The organism is Streptomyces sp. NPDC050546 (assembly GCF_044457425.1).
Taxonomy (GTDB): Bacteria; Actinomycetota; Actinomycetes; order Streptomycetales; family Streptomycetaceae; genus Streptomyces.
Genome location: NZ_JBITGX010000003.1, coordinates 386677 through 409024 on the forward strand (window position 1 = coordinate 386677; position 22348 = coordinate 409024).

Annotated in this window: 22 protein-coding genes; 9 read left to right on the forward strand and 13 right to left on the reverse strand. The window is 71.3% G+C overall.

Annotated elements, in window-relative coordinates; genetic code table 11:
• Positions 1-82: 82 nt before the first annotated feature.
• Positions 83-616, reverse strand: a complete 534-nt coding sequence (locus tag ACIBK5_RS09825) for a MarR family winged helix-turn-helix transcriptional regulator (protein ID WP_399017956.1) — start codon at positions 614-616, stop codon at positions 83-85.
• Positions 617-704: 88 nt separating this feature from the next.
• Here ACIBK5_RS09825 and ACIBK5_RS09830 point away from each other — a divergent pair, with 88 nt between their 5' ends.
• Positions 705-1490 (forward strand): dioxygenase, encoded by a 786-nt coding sequence (locus tag ACIBK5_RS09830; RefSeq protein ID WP_399017958.1) that lies wholly within the window; start codon positions 705-707, stop codon positions 1488-1490.
• A 36-nt stretch (positions 1491-1526) separates the two neighbouring features.
• Here ACIBK5_RS09830 and ACIBK5_RS09835 read toward each other — a convergent pair whose 3' ends face one another.
• Positions 1527-2045, reverse strand: coding sequence for a GNAT family N-acetyltransferase (locus ACIBK5_RS09835; RefSeq protein WP_399017960.1), 519 nt, complete (start codon positions 2043-2045; stop codon positions 1527-1529).
• 193 nt (positions 2046-2238) lie between these two features.
• Here ACIBK5_RS09835 and ACIBK5_RS09840 point away from each other — a divergent pair, with 193 nt between their 5' ends.
• Positions 2239-3246 (forward strand): RNA polymerase sigma factor RpoD/SigA, encoded by a 1008-nt coding sequence (locus ACIBK5_RS09840; RefSeq protein ID WP_399017962.1) that lies wholly within the window; start codon positions 2239-2241, stop codon positions 3244-3246.
• Between the two features lie 380 nt (positions 3247-3626).
• Entirely contained in the window at positions 3627-4286 is a 660-nt protein-coding gene (locus tag ACIBK5_RS09845; RefSeq protein ID WP_399017964.1) for a TetR/AcrR family transcriptional regulator, read from the forward strand.
• 102 nt (positions 4287-4388) lie between these two features.
• On the opposite strand, the gene ACIBK5_RS09850 is transcribed toward ACIBK5_RS09845, so the two are convergent.
• The gene (locus ACIBK5_RS09850) at positions 4389-5372 is read right to left on the reverse strand and encodes a helix-turn-helix transcriptional regulator (RefSeq protein ID WP_399017965.1); all 984 of its coding nucleotides are present in this window, start codon (positions 5370-5372) and stop codon (positions 4389-4391) included.
• A gap of 62 nt (positions 5373-5434) precedes the next feature.
• Between ACIBK5_RS09850 and ACIBK5_RS09855 the strand changes: the two genes are divergently transcribed.
• The 5 genes from ACIBK5_RS09855 (at position 5435) to ACIBK5_RS09875 (ending at position 11313) form a co-directional block, all read left to right on the forward strand.
• A complete protein-coding gene (locus tag ACIBK5_RS09855; RefSeq protein WP_399017967.1) occupies positions 5435-6964 on the forward strand; it encodes an MFS transporter in 1530 nt (509 codons plus the stop codon).
• A 161-nt stretch (positions 6965-7125) separates the two neighbouring features.
• Entirely contained in the window at positions 7126-7887 is a 762-nt protein-coding gene (locus tag ACIBK5_RS09860; RefSeq protein ID WP_382495569.1) for a DeoR/GlpR family DNA-binding transcription regulator, read from the forward strand.
• Complete coding sequence (pfkB, locus tag ACIBK5_RS09865; protein ID WP_399017970.1) at positions 7884-8831, forward strand: 1-phosphofructokinase; 948 nt, start codon at positions 7884-7886, stop codon at positions 8829-8831. Before ACIBK5_RS09860 ends, pfkB begins: the two co-directional genes overlap by 4 nt.
• A gap of 145 nt (positions 8832-8976) precedes the next feature.
• The gene (locus tag ACIBK5_RS09870; protein ID WP_399017972.1) at positions 8977-11034 is read left to right on the forward strand and encodes a fructose-specific PTS transporter subunit EIIC; all 2058 of its coding nucleotides are present in this window, start codon (positions 8977-8979) and stop codon (positions 11032-11034) included.
• Between the two features lie 117 nt (positions 11035-11151).
• Entirely contained in the window at positions 11152-11313 is a 162-nt protein-coding gene (locus tag ACIBK5_RS09875; RefSeq protein WP_399017974.1) for a hypothetical protein, read from the forward strand.
• 29 nt (positions 11314-11342) lie between these two features.
• Here ACIBK5_RS09875 and ACIBK5_RS09880 read toward each other — a convergent pair whose 3' ends face one another.
• From ACIBK5_RS09880 to ACIBK5_RS09895, 4 genes are all read right to left on the reverse strand, one after another.
• The gene (locus ACIBK5_RS09880) at positions 11343-12089 is read right to left on the reverse strand and encodes a DUF6227 family protein (protein ID WP_399017976.1); all 747 of its coding nucleotides are present in this window, start codon (positions 12087-12089) and stop codon (positions 11343-11345) included.
• Positions 12090-12268: 179 nt separating this feature from the next.
• Positions 12269-13486, reverse strand: a complete 1218-nt coding sequence (locus ACIBK5_RS09885) for an Ig-like domain-containing protein (protein ID WP_399017978.1) — start codon at positions 13484-13486, stop codon at positions 12269-12271.
• Between the two features lie 165 nt (positions 13487-13651).
• Positions 13652-14692, reverse strand: coding sequence for a P1 family peptidase (locus ACIBK5_RS09890; protein ID WP_399017980.1), 1041 nt, complete (start codon positions 14690-14692; stop codon positions 13652-13654).
• A 138-nt stretch (positions 14693-14830) separates the two neighbouring features.
• Positions 14831-16060: a low temperature requirement protein A gene (locus ACIBK5_RS09895; RefSeq protein WP_399017982.1), complete on the reverse strand. Its 1230-nt coding sequence runs from the start codon at positions 16058-16060 to the stop codon at positions 14831-14833.
• A gap of 56 nt (positions 16061-16116) precedes the next feature.
• On the opposite strand from ACIBK5_RS09895, the gene ACIBK5_RS09900 reads away from it, so the two are divergent.
• Positions 16117-16299, forward strand: a complete 183-nt coding sequence (locus tag ACIBK5_RS09900; protein ID WP_399017984.1) for a hypothetical protein — start codon at positions 16117-16119, stop codon at positions 16297-16299.
• A 10-nt stretch (positions 16300-16309) separates the two neighbouring features.
• On the opposite strand, the gene mscL is transcribed toward ACIBK5_RS09900, so the two are convergent.
• The 6 genes from mscL to ACIBK5_RS09930 all read right to left on the reverse strand — a co-directional run bounded on the left by mscL (position 16310) and on the right by ACIBK5_RS09930 (position 22173).
• A complete protein-coding gene (mscL, locus tag ACIBK5_RS09905) occupies positions 16310-16768 on the reverse strand; it encodes a large conductance mechanosensitive channel protein MscL (RefSeq protein ID WP_399017987.1) in 459 nt (152 codons plus the stop codon).
• A 123-nt stretch (positions 16769-16891) separates the two neighbouring features.
• On the reverse strand, positions 16892-17416 hold the full coding sequence (locus ACIBK5_RS09910) for a hypothetical protein (protein WP_399018325.1): 525 nt from the start codon (positions 17414-17416) through the stop codon (positions 16892-16894).
• 235 nt (positions 17417-17651) lie between these two features.
• Positions 17652-18563: an S-methyl-5'-thioadenosine phosphorylase gene (locus tag ACIBK5_RS09915; RefSeq protein WP_399017988.1), complete on the reverse strand. Its 912-nt coding sequence runs from the start codon at positions 18561-18563 to the stop codon at positions 17652-17654.
• 77 nt (positions 18564-18640) lie between these two features.
• Positions 18641-18988, reverse strand: a complete 348-nt coding sequence (locus ACIBK5_RS09920) for an FmdB family zinc ribbon protein (protein ID WP_399017991.1) — start codon at positions 18986-18988, stop codon at positions 18641-18643.
• A 67-nt stretch (positions 18989-19055) separates the two neighbouring features.
• Positions 19056-20363 (reverse strand): MFS transporter, encoded by a 1308-nt coding sequence (locus tag ACIBK5_RS09925; RefSeq protein ID WP_399017993.1) that lies wholly within the window; start codon positions 20361-20363, stop codon positions 19056-19058.
• Positions 20364-20643: 280 nt separating this feature from the next.
• Complete coding sequence (locus ACIBK5_RS09930) at positions 20644-22173, reverse strand: potassium/proton antiporter (protein ID WP_399017995.1); 1530 nt, start codon at positions 22171-22173, stop codon at positions 20644-20646.
• Between the last annotated feature and the right edge of the window lie 175 nt (positions 22174-22348).

A 22348-nucleotide genomic window follows, 5' to 3' on the forward strand; every position in this document is an offset into this window, starting at 1 on the left:
TCTCGGAAGAACCCCTTCGGGCCACCCGTAGGCACGAGGAAGGGGACGCCTCGTACCTATGGATTCCAGGACCTGCCCCGGCTCAGCGGAGCCAGGGCAGGTCCGCCCCCGCTTCGGTCGGCTGAAGTCCCTCGGCGACGATCCTCATGATCTCGCCGAGGGACTTCTGCTGTTCCGGGGAGAGCCGGTCGAAGACCGCCTGCCGTACGGCCTCCACATGGCCCGGGGCGGTCTGTCGCAGCACCTCGTAGCCCTCCTCCGTGAGCACGGCGAACTGGCCCCGCTTGTCGTCGGGGCAGTCCTCGCGACGTACCCAGCCGTTCTTCTCCAGACGCGCGATGGCGTGCGAGAGCCGGGAGCGGGTGATCTTCGCCAGCATGGCGAGCTCGGTCATCCGCAGTTGCCGCCGGGGCGCGTCGGCGAGCTTGACCAGGAGGCCGTAGTAGACGTGCGGCATGCCCGCGTCGCGCTGGAGCTGACGGTCGAGATGGTCGTCGAGGAGGGTGACGCCCTCCATGAACGAGCGCCAGACGCGCTGCTCCTCGTCGGTGAGCCAGCGCGGTTCCTGGGGCCCTTCGGCGGAGCCCGGTGTCGGTGCGGATGCGGGTGCCTTCATGCCTTCCACTTTACGTGGCCCCTCCTTGAAGATTAAACAAATGGCCCGTACAGTTTTGTCAGGGAACCATTCTGGAGGGAGTCGCAGCATGTCCGCCGCCACCCAGGAGCGCATGCCCGCTCTGTACCTCAGCCACGGCGCCCCGCCGCTGGCGGACGACCCGGTCTGGCCCGGTGAACTGGCCGCCTGGTCCGCCGGACTGCCGCGACCCAAGGCGATCCTGATGGTCTCCGCCCACTGGGAGGAGGCCCCGCTCGCCCTCGGCGCCACCGAGACCGTCCCCCTCGTCTACGACTTCTGGGGCTTCCCCGAGCACTACTACCGGGTGAGGTACGAGGCTCCCGGCGCACCGGAGCTCGCCGAGTCGGTACGGAAGCTGCTGCGCGCCCCCGGTACGCCCGTCCAGGACATCCCCGACCGCGGCCTCGACCACGGCGCGTACGTGCCGCTGGTCGAGATGTACCCGGAGGCCGACATCCCCGTCCTCCAGGTCTCCATGCCGACGCTCGACCCGGTCAGGCTCATGGAGATCGGCCGCAGGCTCGCCCCGCTGCGGGACGAGGGCGTGCTGATCGTCGGTTCCGGCTTCTTCACCCACAACCTGGCCGCGCTCCGGCAGGGCGGCATCCCCGGCTGGTCGGCGGAGTTCGACGACTGGGGCCGGCGGGCGCTGGAGGCGCGGGACGTGGACGCGCTGCTGGACTTCACGCGCACGTCCCCGGCCGGGCAGCTGGCCCATCCGCGCACCGAGCACTTCGCCCCGCTGTTCGTGACCATGGGCGCCGCTGACGCGGCCGGTGAGCTGGACGCGCAGAAGTCGGTGATCGACGGGTTCTGGATGGGGCTGGCCAAGCGGTCGGTGCAGTTCGGCTGAAACCGGCCTCATGGAACCCGGGGTTCCCCCCGGGTGTTACAGCGGCTTCTCGTACCAGGCCACGTCCCAGTAGCGGTCGAACTTGCGGCCCACCTCCCGGTACGTGCCGACGTACTGGAATCCGCAGCGCTCGTGCAGCCGGACGGAGCCCTCGTTCGGCAGCGCGATACCGGCGTAGGCGCGGTGCAGGTCCTCGCCGGACAGGGCCTCGAAGAGGGCCCGGTACAGGAGGGTGCCGACGCCGCGGCGGCCGGTGCCCGGGGCGACGTACACGGTCGTCTCCACCGAGGTGGCATAAGCGGGCCTCTGCCGGAAAGGGCTTGATGTGGCGTAGCCCAGAATTTCCTGTGAGTTGGTGCCCGTGGCAACCATCAGGCGATGCGGGCCGTCTACTGGATGGGAGAGCAGCCAAGGGCGGCGCTCTTCCGGAGTGAAGACAGCGGTATCGAATGTGATCGCCGTCTCACGTACATAGTGGTTGTAGAGGGCTGTGAGAGCTTCGAGGTCGGCCTCGACTCCCGGTCTGACCTGCACCTCTGTACGTTCCGACGGCATCGTGCCTCCCCAGGTGGCCGGACAGGGTACTGCATGATCAGGAAAATCGTGGGGCGGGTTGGGAATTCTGTCCTGATTCCAGTCGTTGTTTCCATCGGATGCAGGGCACCCGAGGAGAGTCCGGAGAGTCCCGGAGACGGAGTCCAGCGTCCGAAGGACCGCCCGCTGACCTCACCATCGCAAGGGAGCACGCATGGCAACCCGTGCCGTCGCCCGTCGTAAGTCCGCCACCGGCGAGACGGCCGACGCGGCAAGCAGTGTTCGCGCCGTTCGCGCCCATGGCGGCGAGATCGCCGACCGCGACCTGGTCGGCATGTACCTCGACGAAATAGCGCGCACGCCACTGCTCGACGCCGCCAAGGAGGTCGAGCTGTCGCAGGTCATCGAGGCGGGTGTGTTCGCGCGGCAGGTCCTCGACGGGTTCGAGGAGACCAAGGCCGACGCCACCCGTGACGAACTCGAGGCCCTGATAGCCGACGCGGAGCGGGCCAAGGACATCTTCATCCGCTCCAACCTCCGCCTGGTCGTCGCCGTCGCCCGCCGCTACCCCCGTAGCGGTCTGCCGCTGCTGGACCTGATCCAGGAGGGCAACGCCGGCCTGGTGCGCGCGGTCGAGAAGTTCGACTACCGCAAGGGCTTCAAGTTCTCCACGTACGCGACGTGGTGGATCCGCCAGGCCATCACCCGCTCGATAGCCGACCAGTCCCGTACGATCCGCCTGCCCGTCCACCTGGTGGAGGAGCTCGGCCGGATCCGCCGTGTGCAGCGCGAGTTCAACCGTGAGCACGGCCGGGACCCGGAGCCGGCGGAGATCGCCGCCGAGCTCGGCTCGACGCCGGAGCGGGTCACCGACGTGCTGGACTGGGCCCGCGACCCGGTCTCGCTGAACATGTCGGTGGACGACGAGGGCGAGACCCAGTTCGGCGACCTCCTGGAGGACACCTCGGCGGTGTCGCCCGAGCAGTCGGTGCTCACGCTGCTGCGCAGCGAGGAGCTCGACGACCTCATCGGCCGCCTCGACCAGCGCACGGCCTCCATCATCAAGATGCGCTACGGCATCGAGGACGGCCGGGAGCGCACGCTGACCGAGGTCGGCAAGGAGCACGGCCTGACCCGCGAGCGCATCCGGCAGATCGAGAAGCACGCGCTGCTGGAGCTGAAGAAGCTGGCGCGCAGCACCGGTTTCGACGCGGCGGCGTGACGCCTGGTCCGCACCCGGCTGCGTGATGCGTGACACCGCGTACGCCGGGTGGCGAAAGACCGCGCAAACATGGCGTTGTATCGCCGCTTAACCCGAAGGACTCGGGGAACAAGACTTCCGGGTCCACCAGTTCGGGCCCGGGGCCACACCCCCTCGGCCCCCAAGAACCAAGTCCCGTCGCACTCCCCCCGGCGCCGGGACTCTCCCAAGGCCGGGCTTCGGCGCCCCTCCCCCCGGGCGCCGGGGTCCGGCTCTTTTCCTGCCGGTGCCTCGCGCAGAGCCTTCGGCCGCGGTGCTTGGAGGGCGGGGCACCCCGTACCTGAACCACGGGGTGGCCCGCCAGATGGCAGATTGTGTCACATGGGCATACCCTGCCGGGCGTGAGCAGCACCACCCCGACCCCGCCCCAGGCCTCGCTGACCGAACGGCGGAAGGCCGAGACGCGGATGGAGATCGCCCGGGCGGCGGCGGGCCTCTTCGTCCGGCACGGCCTGCGCGCCACCCGCGCCGAGGACATCGCCCAGGCCGCCGGCATCGCCCCGCGCACCTTCTACCGGTACTTCGCCACCAAGGAGGAGGCCGTCGCCCCGCTCTACGCGGCCGGCGCCCAGCGCTGGGTGGCGGCGGTACGCGCCGCTCCCGCCGACGCGAGCGTGCTCCAGGCCCTGGAACAGGGCGTCCGCCACACCCTCACCCCGGGCATCGGCGTCTCGGCGTCCTCCTGGGAGTGGGTCCGCACACTCCTGCGCCTCGCCGAGGCGAACCCGTCCCTGCGCCGGGTGTGGGCGGAGGTCTGCCAGACGTCGGAACGGATGCTGGGGGAGGTGCTCGCGGAACGGGCGACCGGGGCCGAGCGGGGCGACGACAACGTTGCCGCCGCGCCTGCGACACGCTTCGCCGCCGCCGTCGCAAGCGCCGCCGTGCGCGCCGCCCTGGAGGCCTGGGCGGAAGGGGGCGGCCCGGCAGAGGGCCCGGGTGGCCCGGCGGAACTCGCGTCGCGCAACCTGACGGCGTTGCGGGACTTCCCGTGGGAGGGATGACACGGCCGGGGGATGACACGGCCGGGGGCTGACGCGGCCGGGGGCCGAACGGCACCTGAGCGGCAGGGGCATGTCCCGCCGACGGGCACTTGAGGGCCAGGGTCACGCCCCGCCCGCGTCCCCGGCCCCGGCCGCCTTGCTCAGTCGGGCCCCCAACTCCCGCACGGCCCGGACGAGTTCCGCAGGCTGCCGGACCACGAAGTCGCACTCCAGCATCGCCAGCCGGAACGCCACCCACTGCACCTGGTCCCCTGCGGACCCCCGCAGCCGGCAGGTGCTGGCGTCCAACGGCTCAGGTGTGCCCAGCCACTTCGGCAGGCGGGCGGCGACGAAGTCGGCGGGGGCGGCGAAGGTGACCTCGAAGTCGTAGGTCTGCTGCTGCCGTTGCATCGACTGCCGCAGGAACTCCGCCGCGCTTCCCGTGGGCAGCTCGCGCGGTACGAAGCGGGCCCCCGTGGCGAACGGTTCGCTCACCCGGTCGACGCGGAACGTCCGCCAGTCGTCGCGGTCGATGTCGTAGGCGACCAGGTACCAGCGGCGGCCCGTCGAGACCAGTCGGTACGGCTCCGTCAGGCGTCGCGACCCGGTGCCGTCCGCGGCCCGGTAGGCGAACCGCAGCCGTTCGTGCCCGGCCACCGTCGAGGCCATCACGGTCAGTGTCTCGGGTGCGATGCTCGGCCCGTCCCCGCTGGTCAGCGGCATGGTCGCGGCCTGGAGGGTGGTCACGCGGTGGCGCAGCCGGCCCGGCAGCACCTGCTCCAGCTTGGCCAGCGCCCGCACCGACGCCTCGTCCAGGCCCTCCACCGCGTGCCCCGCCCCGGCGCGCAGCCCGACCGCGATGGCCACGGCCTCCTCGTCGTCGAGCACGAGCGGCGGCATGGCCTTGCCGGCGACCAGCCGGTAGCCGCCGTCGGCACCCTTGGTGGCCTGCACGGGGTAGCCCAGTTCGCGCAGCCGGTCGATGTCCCGCCGGACCGTGCGGCGGGAGACCCCGAGCCGGCCGGCCAGCTCGCCGCCGGGCCATTCGCGGGGCGTCTGGAGGAGGGAGAGGAGCGTGAGCAGCCGGGCAGGTGTGTCCGTCGTCATACCGACGAGGATGCCGTACCACTAGGACATGATCTGACCTAATGACCCCCTAGTTTCGAAGCATGACCTCCACCGACACCACCCCTGGCGCCACAGGCGACACCACAGGCGACACCACAGGCGGCGGCAACGACCGCCGCCGCTGGTTCGCCCTCGCGATCGTGATGACCGCGGCCTTCATGGACCTCGTCGACGTCACGATCGTCAACATCGCCATCCCGTCGATCCAGCGGGAGTCGGGCGCGTCCTTCAGCGAGATCCAGTGGATCACCGCCGGATACGCCCTGGCCTTCGCCGCCGGACTGATCACCGGCGGACGGCTCGGCGACATCCACGGCCGCAAGCGGATCTTCCTCGTCGGCATCGGCGGCTTCACCGTCGCCTCCGCGCTGTGCGGCCTCGCGGTGAACCCGGAGATGCTGGTGGCCTCGCGGTTCCTCCAGGGCGGAATGGCGGCGCTGATGGTGCCGCAGGTGCTGTCGATCGTGCACGCGACCTTCCCGGCGCACGAGCGGGGCAAGGTGTTCGGGCTGTTCGGCGCGGTCGTCGGGCTCGGGGCCGTGTCCGGTCCGCTGCTGGGCGCGCTGCTGACCGAGTGGAACCTGTTCGGGTGGGAGTGGCGCTCGATCTTCCTGATCAACCTGCCCGTGGGTGTCGCGGGCCTGATCCTCGGCAGCCGCTTCATCACCGAGTCCAAGGCGCCGAAGGCCCTGAAGCTGGACCTGGTCGGGGTCGCGCTCGTGACGCTGGGTCTGCTGATGCTGCTCTACCCGCTCATCCGCGGCCGCGAGCTGGGCTGGCCGGTGTGGGGATACGTCTCGATGGCCGGCTCGCTCGTCGTCCTCGCGGTGCTGGTGCTGTTCGAGAGGCGCAAGAGCGCACGGGACGGCTCCCCGCTGGTCGAGCTGTCGCTGTTCCGGGTCAAGAGCTTCGCGGCCGGGATCGCCGTACAGACCGTCTTCGGAGTCGCGCTCGGCGTCTTCTTCCTGGTGTGGACGCTGTACATGCAGTTCGGGCTGGGCTGGAGCCCGCTCAAGGCCGGGCTGACCGGGGTGCCGTTCTCGATCGCGGTGTCCGTGGCCGCCGGGATGTCGGTGCAGAAGCTGGTCCCGCGCTTCGGGCGCAAGGTGCTCCAGGCGGGCGCGCTGGTGATGGGGGCCGGGGTGCTGCTCTACATCTGGGAGTCCGGGCACTACGGCCTGGCCATCACCTCCTGGCAGATGGCCCTGCCGCTGGTCGTGATGGGTGTGGGCATGGGCCTGATCGTCGCGCCGCTGACCGACGCGATCCTCTCCGAGGTGCCGCGCGAGCACTCCGGCTCGGCCTCCGGCCTGATCAACACCGTGCAGCAGATGGGCAACGCGCTCGGGCTCGGGCTGGTGTCGGTCGTGTTCTTCGGCTCGATCAGCGACCACCTGAGCCGGGAGCAGGTGGGCCCGGCCTTCGCCGACGCCTTCGAGAACGCGCTCGGCTGGGTGGCCGCGGTGATGGGCGTCATCTTCCTACTGATGTTCGCGCTGCCGAAGCGGCCCGCGCAGCACGTGGAGGGCGAGTCGCTGCCGGCGGAGGGGAAGGAACCGGCTCTGGTCTGACGCAGGGGAACAGAAAACGGGCCCGGCACCTCACAAGGTGCCGGGCCCGCTACTGTTTCCGATCATGCCCGATTGAGCCCGAACCTGTTTACTTCCTGGAAATCTCGGCGTAGCCTCCCGCTGAAACCACACGTTCGGGCATGAGGCGGAGGCGAACAGACATGTACGCACCGGAGCGGCAGCAGGAGATCCTCCGGCTCGCCCGTGACGGCGGCCGAGTGGATGTCGTGTCGCTGGCCGAGGAGTTCCAGGTGACAGCGGAGACGATCCGCCGGGATCTGAAGGCCCTCGACCGGGCCGGCCTGGTCCGCCGGGTGCACGGCGGAGCCATCCCGGTCGGGCGTCTCGACTTCGAGCCGGACCTCGCCGAGCGCGAGACCGCGGCGGCCGACGAGAAGGACCGCATCGCCAAGGCGGCCCTCGCGGAACTGCCGACCGAGGGCACGATGATCCTCGACGCCGGTACGACGGTGGCCAAGATGGCCGCCGCCCTCCCGCTGGAGGCCTCCCTCACCGTCGTCACGCACAGCCTGCCCATCGCGGCCCGCCTCGCCGACCACCCCGGCATCCAGCTCCACCTCATCGGAGGGCGCGTCCGGCACCGTACGCGCGCCGCCGTGGACGCCTGGGCGCTCAGGGCGTACGGCGAGATCCGCGCCGACGTGCTGTTCGTGGCCGCCAACGGCTTCTCCGCCGAACACGGTCTGACCACCCCCGACCTCGCCGAGGCCGCCGTGAAGCGCGCGGCCGTGGCCGCCGCCCGCCGGGTGGTCCTGATCGCCGACTCCTCCAAGCACGGCCAGGAGCACTTCGCCCGCTTCGGCGACCTGAGCGATGTGGACCTGCTGATCACCGACAGCGGGCTGAGCCCCGAAGACGCCGTCGCCATCGAGCGCGGCGGCACGGAAGTAGTGCGCGCATGATCCTCACCGTCACCCCCAACCCGTCACTGGACCGCACCTACGAGGTGCCGTCCCTCGACCGCGGCGAGGTCATCCGCGCCACCGGCGAGCGGATGGACCCGGGCGGCAAGGGCGTGAACGTCTCGCGCGCGGTCGCCGCGGCCGGACAGCGCACGGTCGCGGTCCTGCCGCTCGGCGGCGCCCCGGGCGCGCTCGTCGCCGACCTGCTCGACGCGCAGGGCATCGAGGTCGCGCCGGTCCCGGTCGCCGGGGCCACCCGCTCCAACATCGCCCTCGCCGAGGCAGACGGCGTCCTGACGAAGATCAACGCACCGGGTCCGGAACTGTCCGAGGCCGAGCGCGAACTGCTCCTGGAGACCGTACGGCAGCAGTCCGGCGACGCCGCCTGGATCGCCTGCTGCGGCAGCCTCCCGCGCGGCCTCGCCCCCTCCTGGTACGCCGAGCTGGTCGCCCGCACGCACGCCGCCGGTGCCCGGATCGCCCTGGACACCTCCGGGCCCGCGCTGCTGGAGGCGCTGCGCGAACGGCCCGACGTGGTCAAGCCCAACGCCGAGGAGCTCGCCGGAGCCGTCGGCCGCCCCCTCGCCACCGTGGGCGACGCCGTGAAGGCGGCCGAGGAACTGCGCGCGCTGGGCGCCCGGGCCGTCCTCGCCAGCCTCGGCGCGGACGGGCAGTTGCTGGTGTCCGACGAGGGCGCCTGGTTCGGCAGCGCCCGGGTGTCCGCGGTGCGCAGCAACGTCGGCGCCGGTGACTCCTCCCTCGCCGGTTTCCTGATCGCCGGTGGCAGCGGCCCGGACGCCCTCGCCTCCGCGGTCGCCCACGGCGCGGCGGCCGTCCAGCTGCCCGGCAGCGTCATGCCGACGCCGGGCGACCTGGACCCGGCGGCGGTCACGGTCACGGCGGAGGTCCCGGTGGACCGTGTGCTGAAGGAGCCGGTGTCATGACGTACCCCGAGCCGTTCCCACCGGACCCGCGGCGGCGGAACTCCCCGTTACTCCCCACAGCCACCCCCGTCACCCCCCACCGCACCCCTGTCCCCACCCCCGCCCACCCCGCTGACCGGGCGATACGCGTGCTAAGGAGCCCGCGATGAGCGACATGATCACGGCGGACCTGGTCGATCTCGACCTGTCCGCGGACACCAAGGAAGCGGCGGCGCGTGCCCTCGCCGAGCGCATGGTGGCCCTGGGCCGGGTGACCGACCTGGACGGCTTCCTCGCCGACGTGGCCGCCCGCGAGGCACAGATGCCGACCGGCCTCGACGGCGGCATCGGCATCCCGCACTGCCGCAGCGAGCACGTCACCGAGCCGACGCTCGCCTTCGGGCGCAGCTCCGACGGCATCGACTTCGGCGCGACGGACGGCCCCGCCGACCTGATCTTCCTGATCGCCGCGCCGGCCGGTGCCGACGACGCCCATCTGACGATCCTGTCGTCACTGGCCCGGCAGCTGATGAACACGGAGTTCACCGACGCGCTGCGCTCGGTGGGCGACGCGGCGGCCGCGGCGGCGCTGATCCGCGGCGACGAGCCCGACTCCGCCGAGCCTTCCGCGGAAGGCGGTTCCGAAGACACCGTGGCGTCGGCGGGAGCGGCCTCTCCCGCCGCCGCCACGGTCACCGACGACAGCGAAGACGCCCCCGAGGAGCGCCCGTTCCGCATCGTCGCCGTCACCTCCTGTCCCACCGGCATCGCCCACACCTACATGGCGGCCGAGTCGCTGGAGAACGCCGGCCGAGAGGCGGGCGTCGAGGTCACCGTCGAGACCCAGGGCTCGGCCGGTTTCACCCGCCTCGACCCGGAGATCATCGCGGCGGCGGACGGCGTGATCTTCGCCCATGACGTCTCCGTACGGGAGAAGGACCGGTTCGCCGGCAAGCCGACCGTCGACGTCGGGGTGAAGGCGGGCATCAACCGCCCCGCCGAACTCATCGCCGAGGTCCGTGAGAAGGCCGCGCGCGGCGAGGTCACCTCCGGCTCCCCGGGCGCCACGCCCGTCGAACGCACCGGCGACTCCGGCGAGGGCTACGGCACCAAGCTGCGCAAGTGGCTGATGTCCGGCGTCAGTTACATGGTCCCCTTCGTCGCGGCGGGCGGTCTGCTGATCGCCCTCGGCTTCGCGATCGGCGGCTACAAGGTCAACAAGGCCCCGTCGGTGATGGACCACTTCCTGTGGACGCAGGCCGACAGCTGGGCGGCCCTGCTCTTCCAGATCGGCGGCGTCGCCTTCGGCTTCCTCGTCCCGGTCCTGGCCGGCTACATCGCCTACGGCATGGCCGACCGGCCCGGACTCGTCCCCGGCTTCGTCGGCGGCTCGATCGCCCTGACCATCAACGCCGGCTTCCTCGGCGGCCTGGCGGCCGGTCTGATCGCCGGTGGCGTGGTGATCGCGATCCAGAAGGTGAACATCCCGGCGGCGCTGCGCGGCATCATGCCGGTGGTGGTGATCCCGCTGATCTCCTCGGCGATCGTCGGGTTCCTGATGTTCGTCGTCATCGGCAAGCCCATCGCCGAGGCGCAGAAGGGCATGACCGACTGGCTGAACAGCCTGTCCGGCGCCAACGCCATCCTGCTCGGCACCCTCCTCGGCCTGATGATGTGCTTCGACCTCGGCGGCCCGGTCAACAAGGTCGCCTACACCTTCGCCACGGCCGGCATCGCGGTCTCCGACCCCAGCGACTCCGCGATGAAGATCATGGCGGCGGTCATGGCGGCCGGCATGGTGCCCCCGCTGGCGATGGCCCTGGCCACGACCGTGCGCGGCAAGCTCTTCAACGCCACCGAGCGCGAGAACGGCAAGGCCGCCTGGGTGCTCGGCGCATCCTTCATCTCCGAGGGCGCGATCCCCTTCGCGGCGGCAGACCCACTGCGCGTCATCCCGGCCTCCATGGCGGGCGGCGCGATCACCGGTGCCCTGTCGATGGCCTTCGGCGCCACCCTGCGCGCCCCGCACGGCGGCATCTTCGTGGTCCCGCTGATCGGCAACCCGCTCCTCTACCTGGTCGCCATCGCCGCGGGCGTCTGCGTCACGACGGCCCTGGTGATCGTCCTGAAGGGCATGCGCAAGCAGGCCCCGGGCACCACCGCGGCTCCCGGCGAGGGCGCAGCGGCCCCGGCGGCGGAGAGCAAGCAGCCGGTGGCGGCCTGACTCCCGTAGCGGTCCGTCCCTTTCAGGGCATGTGAACCGTTCACGCCACCTGCGAGATAGATCACGAAAATCACGGCCCGGGACCGAAGTCCCGGGCCGTGGTGTCTACTGGAACGCATGCCTGAGCACCTCTCCGGGTGGCCCGAAGGCCACTCCCTCCCCGCTCTCCCGCAACAGCGGCAGACAGGCCCCCGGTCGGAGTCCGTGGAGCTGACCACGGAGGAGAGAGACGCCTTCACCGAGCTGGTGCGCCAGTTGGGCGGAGACCGGGGCGTCTAGGTGGCGAGGTGTCCAAATGACCGAGGCCTCTAGGACAACTGCGCCGCCCGCCGCTCCATCGCCTCGCGCGCAGCGTCCTCGCTGACGTACACCTCGCACATGTGCCGCCCGTCCGGCGTCGCCGTGTGCTCGACCTCCCAGAGGGAGAGCTCCGCGCCGTCGCGCAGCAGGAACGCGTGCTCGTAGAGCGAGAAGCCCAGCCCCGCCCGCCCGGCGCGGCAGGGGCGGCCGAAGGCCTGGGTGATCTGGTGGCCGGACGCCGTGGCCAGCAGGGCCGCCGTGTCCGCGCCCGGCCGGTCCATGTTCTCCGCCCGGCGCAGTAAACGGCGCGCGTGGTCCGCCGAGTCGTCGGCGGCATAGGCGTGCCGGGGCGTGGGGACCGGTGACAGCTGCACCGTCACGGGCAGTTCGAAGTCGGGCGTGTCCGGCGGCAGCGGCAGCCGCGCGGTCGCGGCTCGCAGCTCCTCCTCGTCCACATAGACCTCGTGCTGCGGTTCGCTGCCCAGTGCCGTGTTGTGGACGAGCTCCCAGAGGGTGAGGGCCGAACCGTCGGCGAGCAGCCACGTGTGCCGGTACGTCTCCCGGTGCAGTCCCGCGCTGTGGTGCGCGGAGTGCAGCGAACCGTCGTGGGCCAGGGCGCAGTCCAGGCGCCTTATCGTCTCGTCCGGTAGCTCGAAGGAGTTCAGGGCGCGGCCGAGGAGTCGCGCGAGGTGCTCCTCCGGAGACTCGGGCGAGTCGTGGGGTTCGTACGCTGCCGTCTCGTACGGAACGCTCAAGGTTTCTCCCGGCGTTGCTGCATGTCACCTTGTGGGTGCATACCGTAGCCCCTCGGTCGGACATCATGTCCGGGAACCGAGAAAACGTACGTCCGGGAAAACGCGCGGGCCGCGCGAAAAGTTCCCGCGCGGCCCGATCGGTCCGTCAAAAACCCCAGTTGGGGCAGGTCTTCAGTGCCCTACGACTCGCTGCCCGCGACCCACTGGCTCCAGGGCATGTTCCAGCCGTTGAGCCCGTTGTCCGGGGACACCGTCTTGTCGGGGGAGTTCTTCACGATCACCACGTCGCCGATGAGCGAGTTGTCGTAGAACCACTTGGAGGGCGTGTTGCCCCCGGCGCCCTGGACGTCCGCGAGGCCGACGCAGCCGTGGCTGGTGCCCTGGCGCCCGAAGGGCGGATTGCCCTTGTTGTACCAGTAGTTGCCGTGGATGAAGGTGCCGGACGTCGTCAGGCGCATCGCGTGCGGCACGTCCGGGATGTCGTACTCACCGCCGAGACCGACCGTCCGGCTGTTCATCCGGGTCTGCGTGAACTTCTCCGAGATCACCATCTGCCCGTTGTACGTGGTGTGTTCCGGGCTGCCCGCCGAGATCGGGATCGTCTTGATGGTCCTGCCGTCCCGGACGACCGTCATGGTCTGCGTGTTGACGTCGACCGTCGAGACCTGCGAGCGCCCGACGGTGAAGGTGACCGTCTTCTTCTGCACGCCGTAGACACCGTTCGCGCCCTCGACCCCGTCCAGGTCGATCTTCATCGTCACCTTGGAGCCGGCCTTCCAGTACTCCTCGGGCCGGAAGTCGAGCCGCTGTCCGTTGAACCAGTGCCCGACCACCTTCTGCCCGCTGCTGGAGGTGACCGTGATGCGCGACTGCACGGCCTTCCGCTCGGTGATGGCCTTGTCGAAGGTGAACGACACCGGCATGCCCGCGCCGACCGTGGTGCCGTTGTCCGGCGTGTACGTCCCGATGAAGCTGTTCGACGACGACACCGTCGTGAAGATCGAGTTGGCCGCGGCCGTCCGGCCGTCCGTGTCCTTCGCGGTCGCGGATATCTGGTACTTCGTCCCGCGCTCCAGCTGCTCCTTCGGCTTCCACGCCTTGCCGTCGGAGGAGATCGAGCCCGGCACGGCCTGACCGTCGCCCGCCACCGTCATCTTCACGTCGGTCAGCTTCCCGTCGCTGACCTTCACGCCGGTCGAGTTGATGGACGCGCCCGTCGAACCGTCCTTCGCCGAGATGGCGATCTTCGCGACGGACGTGTTGCCCGAGCCCTTGCCACCCTTGGCGTCGTCATCGGCGTTGGCGCTGCCACCGCAGGCGGTGAGCGTCAGGGCGCCGACCATCAGGGCGGCACAGGCCCCCAGTGTGCGCCGCGCAGCAATGTCCGGCGTTGTCACGGGCTGCTCCCAGTTCGTGTGATGTGAGTGATCCGCTCCAGTACGTGAAGGAAGAGGGACCGGGCGGCCGTTCGGGTTGCGTCCGACCGCCAGGAACGACATCACCGTTACATGGCCGCGACAATGTCCGGCATCGCTGTGGGACCGCTGTGGGTGCCCGCCTGCTCAGCGGCCCGCGTACAACTCCCCGTACGACGGCCACGCCCCGCCAGGACCGTCGACCGACCCGGCGGCGCGCACGGCCCGAACGATCGCGCGGGTCACCACATCGGCGCCCGCCGCGAGGACCTCGTTGAGGGCGAGCGGGTTCGCGCCGTCCAGGGCGCGGTCGCCTGTCGCCAGCGCGAACACCGTGTCCCCGTCGTTGAGGAGGTGCACCGGCCGCACCGCGCGGGCGATGCCGTCGTGAGCCGTACCGGCCAGCTTCTGCGCCTGGGCCTTCGACAGATCCGCGTCCGTGGCGACCACCGCCAGCGTGGTGTTGAGCGGCGGAGGCGCGCTCCTCGCGGCCGTCTCAGCGAGCCGCTGCCACGCGGCTGCGTGGACCTCCGCCTCCGGGTACTCCACCCGCCCCTGGAACAACTCGCCGTACAGCACCCCCGTTTCCGGATCCACCGTCGAACCCGCAGCGTTGGCCACCACCAGCGCGGCCACCGTGACACCCGAGCCGAGCACCGTGCTCGCGCTGCCGATGCCGCCCTTCACCACCCCGGTCACCGCCCCCGTGCCGGCTCCCACACAGCCCTGGGGCACCCGCGCACCGGGCTCGCTCGCCGCAGCCGCCTCGACCGCGGCCCGGCCGGTGGCCGCGTCCGGCCGGGCCCGGAAGTCGCCGCCCCGCCCCAGATCGAAGACACAGGCGGCCGGCACCACCGGCACGACATGCGCCGGGTCCGCCCCGACCCGGATCCCGCGCCCCCGCTCCTCCAGCCAGGCCATCACCCCCGAGGCGGCGTCCAGCCCGTAGGCGCTGCCACCGGTCAGCACGATCGCCTCGACCTTCCGCACCACGTTGCGCGGGTCGAGCGCGTCCGTCTCCTTGGTCCCGGGGCCACCGCCCCGCACGTCCACGGCCGCCACGGCCCCGCCCTCCGGGGCGAGCACGACCGTGGTGCCGGTGAGCCAGCCGTCGCCGGCGCGGGTCGCATGCCCCACGCGCAGGCCGGAGACATCCGTCAGAGCGTCCACCAGAGCGTCAACTGTCATGGCGCCCAGTGTTGTCCAGTACTCGGCCCGCGCGGGCGTACCGGGCCGGTCGGCGCGGTCAGGGGGCCGGACTCGACGACTTGTGGGCCCGCGCCGGGTTCGACGACTCCGGGGCCTTCGCCAGGCCCGTCGGCGCCGTCAGGCCGTCCGGCTCGAAGCCGCCTGGGCCCTCGCCGGGCGCGCGGCCAGCGCCTCTCCCGCCGCCACCGACAGCGCGCAGACCACACCCGCCGCGAGCACCGCCCAGTCACCCAGGAACGTGCAGCAGATCACCAGCAGGGCCGTCATCGGCAGCACCAGCTGCTGGGTGATGCCCGCCTTGAAGTGACGCGAGTGCAGGGCCCACACGGTCAGCAGATACAGGGCCGTCGGCAGGGTCACGGCGGCCGACGCTGCCAGCGTGGAGATGTGCGCCTTGCCGACCGTCTGCTCCACCGCCACCTCCAGCCCGGCCCCGACCGCGGCCGCCGAGGCGAAGACCACGTAGTGGCCGTAGCCCCACAGGAACGCCTGCCGGTTGGAGCGCAGATGGCCGTGGATGGGCACCACGAAGTAGATCCACCACGCGGCGAAGATGATCAGCAGCCCGCCCGACGCGATGGGGAGGAGCTCGCCCAGTGCGTCGTTCTCGTCGACACCGGACTTCACGGCGATCGTCGCCGCTGCGATCGTCTCGCCGAGCACGATGATGGTGAACAGCCCGTAGCGCTCCGCGATATGGCGGGGATGCCAGGCCGTGGGGTGGCCCCGCTCCGCGAAGAGCGGCACGCACATCTCCAGCAGCGCCATCACCAGGAACCACCAGGGCCGGGCGTCCTCGGGCAGGAGCAGCAGACCCAGCCAGCCGACCTGGCACAGCAGCACACCGCCGGCGTAGCGCAGGGCCGTCGTCCGCTCCGGGCCCTCGGCGGCGCGGGCCGCCCGCAGCCACTGTGTCGCCAGTGCCAGCCGCATGATCACGTAGCCCAGCCAGACCACGAAATAGTCGTGCTCCTCGAACGCCTGCGAGACCCCTGCCGCGAGGACCAGCACACCCGCGATCTGCACCAACGTGACGACCCGGTACAGCACGTCGTCGTTGTCGTACGCCGAGGCGAACCATGAGAAGTTCATCCACGCCCACCACACGGCGAAGAACACCATCGCGTAGTCGAGGATCCCCTCGCCGGCATGGCCCTCCGCGACGGAGTGCACCAGCTGGATGCCCGCCTGGGCGACGGCCACGACGAAGCACAGGTCGAAGAAGAGCTCCAGCGGCGAGGCCGTCCGGTGCGCCTCGTCGCGTCCGCGGGCCCTGAGCCTGCGCAGCGGTCCCCGGTCGCCGGGCGGGCCGGAGGGGGCGGGCGGGGGAGTGGGGCTGGACGTCATGATTCCCAGCACAGCAGAAGGCGCGGGGTTTTTCTCCGCGACCGTACCCTGGTCGCATGAGTAGTAGCGCCCCCGATCCCGAGCCGCGCGCGCCGAAGCCCGCGCTGGTCTTCGACGACCCGCTCGACCAGCAGTCCTCCGACGACACCGACCGCGGCTGGGGCGAGCGCACCGACTCCGGCTCAGGCGCGGCCGACCTCAAGCGCTTCCTGGACGAGAAGCCGCCCCACCACCTCTGAAGCCGCCGCACTACTCCCGGTCGGGCCCCGCACCACGCTGGGCGACCAGCGCGTCCCGGATCTCCTTCAGCACCTCCAGCTCGGTCACCTCGATGACCTCCTGCGTGCCCTCCTTGGCCTTGCGGCGGGCCTCCTGGCGGGCCAGGTACTTCGCCATGGGCAGGACCATCAGGAAGTAGACGACCGCGGCCGTGATCACGAAGCTCAGGGTGGCGCCGAGGACGGAGCCCCAGGCGATCTGGATGCCCTCCTCGCCCTCGCACGCCGAGCTCAGGCAGGAGCTGTAGTGGTCGAGGTTCTTGGTCCCGATGGCCCCGACGACCGGGTTGATGATCCCCTTGACCACGGCGTTGACGATGTTGGTGAACGCGGCGCCGATCACCACCGCCACAGCCAGATCGACGACGTTCCCGCGCATCAGGAAGGCCTTGAAGCCCTCCCAGAGGCTTGGTTCCTTCTTCTCGCTCACCTCGGGGCCTTTCCTCGCACGAGCAGCTTATGGAACAAAACGCTCCGCAACCTACGTCACGCTGGGGCCGAACAGAGCACCTGGGTCCCTCGAACGTGGGCCTTGACGAGATCGTGCACAGCATCACCACAGCGTCACCGCCAACCGCGCCGTGGCGCTCGCCCCGGCGAGCCGGGCGGCGGTGGCCCGCGGCACCGAGAGCACGATCAGCGCCCCGCCGTCGGTCGCGCCCGCCAGGGGCTCCGGGACCTTCGTCACCCTGGCTCCGCGCGCGACCACCCGGGCATCGCCGCCCGCAGCCGTCCCCTCGGCGGCGATGACGTCGACCCGGTCGCCCGGCCGCAGCAGCCGTACCGTCGCCGCGTCGGCGATCCGGATCGGGGCCGTCACCGGCCCGGCTCCCACCGCGGCACCGTGCGTCCCGGACCGCTCCCCGGACATCGAGGCCCTGTGCGCGGGAGACTGCCCCCGGGGCTGACCGCGGGCTCCGTCACCGTCACGCGGTCCCGCCGCCACCAGCGCGGTCGCGGTGACCGCGAGCCCGACGGCCAGGGCCCGCCGCCGGTGCCGCCCGAGCCGGCCCGACCGGTACCTGCCCCCGCGCACCCGCACGGGATCAAAGCGCGGCACCTCGCGTGTCGCGGGCACCTCGGGACCGGGCGGGAGCGCGGCGACGGGGGAGCCGCCGGAAAGGGAGGACGTGAGCGGAGCGAGGGACACGGGAACCACCACCTGCGACGAGGACCGGCTTGCGCTCCCCACGATGGGGCTTCCCGCCGCCGCCCGCTCAGGCCTGTGGAGCTACCCCCAGCCTGTGGACAACTCCCTCACCCGAACGGCAAGTTCCGCCGCCCACCACCAAACGCCGGCCCCACCCCGTCACCTACGGCAACGCGAACCCCGGATCCATCCCACCCAGCGCCCCGCCACACAGACAGTCCCGCTCGTCCTCCCCCGGCAACCCCGCCACCGCGTCGAACAGCACGCCCCGCAACCGCCCCACGTTCGCCGCGAACACCCGCAGCACCTCGTCGTGCGAGACGCCCTCCCCGCTCTCGGCACCCGCGTCGAGGTCGGTGACCAGGGTCAGGGACGTGTAGCAGAGCTCCAGCTCCCGGGCGAGCGCCGCCTCGGGATGCCCGGTCATCCCCACCACCGACCAGCCCTGCGCCTGGTGCCACAACGATTCGGCACGGGTAGAGAAGCGCGGTCCCTCGACCACGACCAGCGTGCCGCCGTCCACCGGCTCCCAGTCCCGGCCGCGCGCCGCCTTCAGCGCGACGGCCCGCCCTGAGGCGCAGTAGGGGTCGGCCAGCGACACGTGCACCACGTTCGGCACCGACCCGTCGGGCAGCGGCTCTCCGTCGAAGTACGTGTTCGCGCGGGACTTCGTGCGGTCGACCAGCTGGTCCGGCACCAGCAGCGTGCCCGGCCCGTACTCGGGACGCAGGCCGCCCACGGCGCACGGGGCGAGCACCTGGCGCACGCCGACCGACCGCAGGGCCCACAGGTTGGCCCGGTAGTTGATCCGGTGCGGCGGCAGGTGGTGGCCCCGCCCGTGCCTCGGCAGGAAGGCGACCCGACGGCCGGCGACCTCGCCGAGGAAGAGGGAGTCGCTGGGCGGCCCGTACGGGGTGTCGACCTGCACCTCGGTCACGTCGTCGAGGAAGGAGTAGAACCCGGAGCCGCCGATGACGCCGATCCCGGCGCGCGCCCTGTCCGCCGGGCCCGCCACGTCGTCCGCCGGGCCCGCCACGTCGTCCGCCGGGCCCGTCACGTTCGCCTTGTTCGCCATGCCCGCACCCTAACCGCCCCCACAAACGCCGAGGACCCCGTCGCCCGAAGGCGACAGGGTCCCGTAAGAATCAGGCTCTACGCGGCGGTGGTGCTGCTGGTGGAGCTGCCCGTGCCCGACGAGGAGCTCGACGACGTGCTCGAGGAGGAGCTCGAACCGGAACCTGAGCCAGAGCCAGACCCCGAACCGGAGTCGGAGGACGACGAGGAGGAGCTCGACGACTTCGCCGGGGAGCTGCTCGACGAGGAGCCGCGGCTGTCGTTCCGGTAGAAGCCGGAGCCCTTGAAGACGATGCCGACCGCCGAGAACACCTTCTTCAGGCGGCCCTGGCAGTTCGGGCACTCGGTGAGGGCGTCGTCGGTGAACTTCTGCACCGCCTCGAGGCCCTCGCCGCACTCGGTGCACTGGTACTGGTAGGTCGGCACTGTCTTCCTCCTGGCACTCTCACTCGATGAGTGCTAACGACGGTCCATAGTGACGTATTCCAGCCGCTCAGTCCACTGCCACTGGTACGCGGTGACCCACGCCACGTGCGACCGTCCGCCCGTGGGCACGCCCCGCCAGCCGGGAACGCAGGGCCAGGAGGGTCGCCAGGGCGAGCACGGTGCCGCCCATGGGCACCAGGAAACCGGCACCGTCCCAGAGGCGGTCCTCCAGTTGCCCGGCGACGGTGACGGCGGCCGCCTGGCCGAGTGCCACCGCGCCGGTCAGCCAGGTGAAGGCCTCGGTGCGGGCACCGGCCGGGACCAGGCCGTCGACCAGGGTGTAGCCGGTGATCAGGGCGGGCGCGATGCACATGCCGACCAGCAGGCCGAGACCGGCCAGGACCGGTACCGAGTGCGCGGCCCACAGGCCCGACGCGGTGAGGGCGAGCGCCGTGTAGCCGATGACCAGGCGCCGCTGCGGGGCCGCCTTCCAGGCGATCGCGCCGCAGACGACGCCGGAGAGCATGTTGCCCGCGGCGAAGACGCCGTAGAGGACGCCGTTCAGGCCCGGTTCGCCGATCGACTCGGTGAACGCGGCCAGCGAGACCTGCATGCCGCCGAAGACGGCGCCGATGCCCAGGAAGGTCACCATCAGCACGCGCACGCCGGGGACGCGCAGCGCGGAGGTGTGCTCCACGCGCGCGTGGCCGCCGCCCTCGACGGAGGGCTGGGTGCTCTTCCGGGCGGCGAACAGCAGACCGCCGATCAGCGTCAGGGAGGCCTCGGTGACCAGCCCTGCGGCCGGGTCGATCGTCGTGCACAGGGCGGTGGCCAGCAGCGGTCCGACGACGAAGGTCAGCTCGTCCGTGACGGACTCGAAGGCCGCCGCGGTGGTCATCAGGGGCGAGTCCTTGAGCTTCACCCCCCAGCGGGCCCGCACCATGGGCCCGACCTGCGGCACCGAGGCACCGGTCGGGACGGCCGCCACGAACACCGCCCACAACGGGGCGTCGAGCAGCGCGAGCGCCGTCAGCGTCAGCCCGGAGACCGCGTGCAGCAGCACCCCGGGGATCAGCACGGCTCGCTGCCCGTAGCGATCGGCGAGACGGCCGCTCCAGGGCGCGAACAGGGCCATGGAGACACCGGTGACGGCCGCGGCGGCGCCCGCCGCCCCGTAGGAGCCGGTGGTGTGCTGCACCAGCAGCACGATGGAGATCGTCAGCATCGCGAACGGCTGGCGTGCCGCGAAACCGGGGAGCAGGAACGTCCAGGCGCCGCGGGTGCGCAGCAGCCGGCCGTATCCGGGGCGGGCGGAAGCCGTCGAGTTCTCCGAGGTCGTCGGGTCCTGCGACTTCGAGGTGACCGTGGACGCCACGGCCCGTGCCTTTCTGCCGCCTGGTAGCACGGCCCGGTCAACGGGCGGAGCCGAGAGCTGTCCTCTTGCGCGGAACTGCGGTAGATGCCGGGGCCCGGTGAGGAGGGACGTCCCGACCGCCATACGGTCGCGCCAGCTCTGCGTCAGACAGAGTTGGTTCGATCTGGGTACGCCTTCATCGTACAAGGATCAAGGGGCTGTGTTCCTGTGAAAGCGAGCACCAGGGGTTCACTCGCCTTGCAAACCTGTCTTGCGTAGACGAACCGGCGCGAACCGGTCCTTATCGACTCGCCCCGTCCGTCCCCAGCCATCCGGCCAGCTTGCCGCCGTGGCCCACCGACCGCAGCCGCTTCTCCGTCGCGTCCCGGACCGGGTCCGTGGCTACGACGAGCAGCTCGTCCCCGCGTTGCAGCACCGTCGTAGGCAGCGGAACGAACGATTCGTTCGCGCGCACGACGAGGGTCACGGCGGCACCGGGCGGCAGCCGCAGCTCGCCCACCTCCACGCCGTGCATCTTCGACCCCTCGGGGATCGCCACGGACAGCAGATGCCCGCGCAGCCGCTCCAGCGGGGCCGACTCGATGCCGAGGTCGGCGGCCTCCGAACCGTCGCCCAGGTGCAGCTTGCGGCCCAGCCACGGCAGCGTCGGGCCCTGGACCAGGGTGTAGACGACGACCAGGACGAAGACGATGTTGAAGATCCGGTCGCTGGCGGCGACGCCCTTCACCATCGGGATGGTCGCCAGGATGATGGGTACCGCCCCGCGCAGCCCCGCCCACGACATCAGCGCCGACTCCCGCCAGGGCACCCGGAAGGGCAGCAGGCAGGCGAACACGCCCAGCGGACGCGCCACCACGGTCAGGACCAGCCCGATGACCAGCGCGGGCACGATGTCGTCGCCCAGCTCGTGCGGGGTGACCAGCAGGCCGAGCATGACGAACATGCCGATCTGCGCCATCCAGCCGAGCCCGTCGGCGAAGCCGCGCGTGGCCGGCCAGTGCGGCAGCCGCGCGTTGCCCATCACCATCGCGGCGAGGTACACCGCGAGGAAGCCGCTGCCATGGGCGAGCGCGCCCGCCGCGTAGGCCACCGTGGCGATCGCCATGACGGCGATCGGGTAGAGGCCGGAGGCGGGCAGCGCCACATGCCGCAGCCCCCAGGAGCCCAGCCAGCCCACCGCGAGGCCGATGGCCGCGCCGATGGCCAGCTCCAGCAGGATCACGCCCAGCAGTACGTACCAGTGCTCGACCGGGCCCGCCGTGGACAGGGAGACCACGAGGATGACCACCGGGGCGTCGTTGAAGCCGGACTCCGCCTCCAGGGTGCCCGTCACGCGCGCGGGGAGTGGGATCTTGCGCAGCACGGAGAAGACGGCCGCCGCGTCGGTCGAGGAGACGACCGCGCCGATGATGAGCGCCTGCCGCCACTCGAGCCCGATCAGGTAGTGCGCCGCCGACGCCGTGACCCCGACGCTCACCGCGACACCGGCCAGCGCCAGTGCCGTGGCGGCCGGCATGACCGGCTTGATCTCCTTCCACTTCGTGCCCAGACCGCCCTCGGCGAGGATCACGACCAGGGCCGCGTATCCGATGACCTGGGTCAGTTCGGCGTTGTCGAAGTGGATGTCGCCCACGCCGTCCTGGCCCATGGCGACGCCTATGCCCAGGTAGACGAGCAGGCTGGGGAGCCCGCTGCGCGAGGAGATCCGTACCGCTGCGACGGCGACGAGCAGGACGAGCGAGCAGACGAGCAAGAGCTGGTTGAGGTGGTGAACAGTCAGCGGCCGAATCCTTCCCTGGCCCGCACGCACGCGCGCGTGGGCTCACGTACATCGCACATGAAGCTGTGGCGCACCGCGCCAACTACTTCGTTACCTTACCTAACTCTTGACGATTTCTTGACGCTTCCGAGGGCAAGATCGAACGTTCGTCCGTGCTGGTTCCCGACTCCGCGTCAAGGGGCGCAAGGCCCTGCGCCTATCGTTG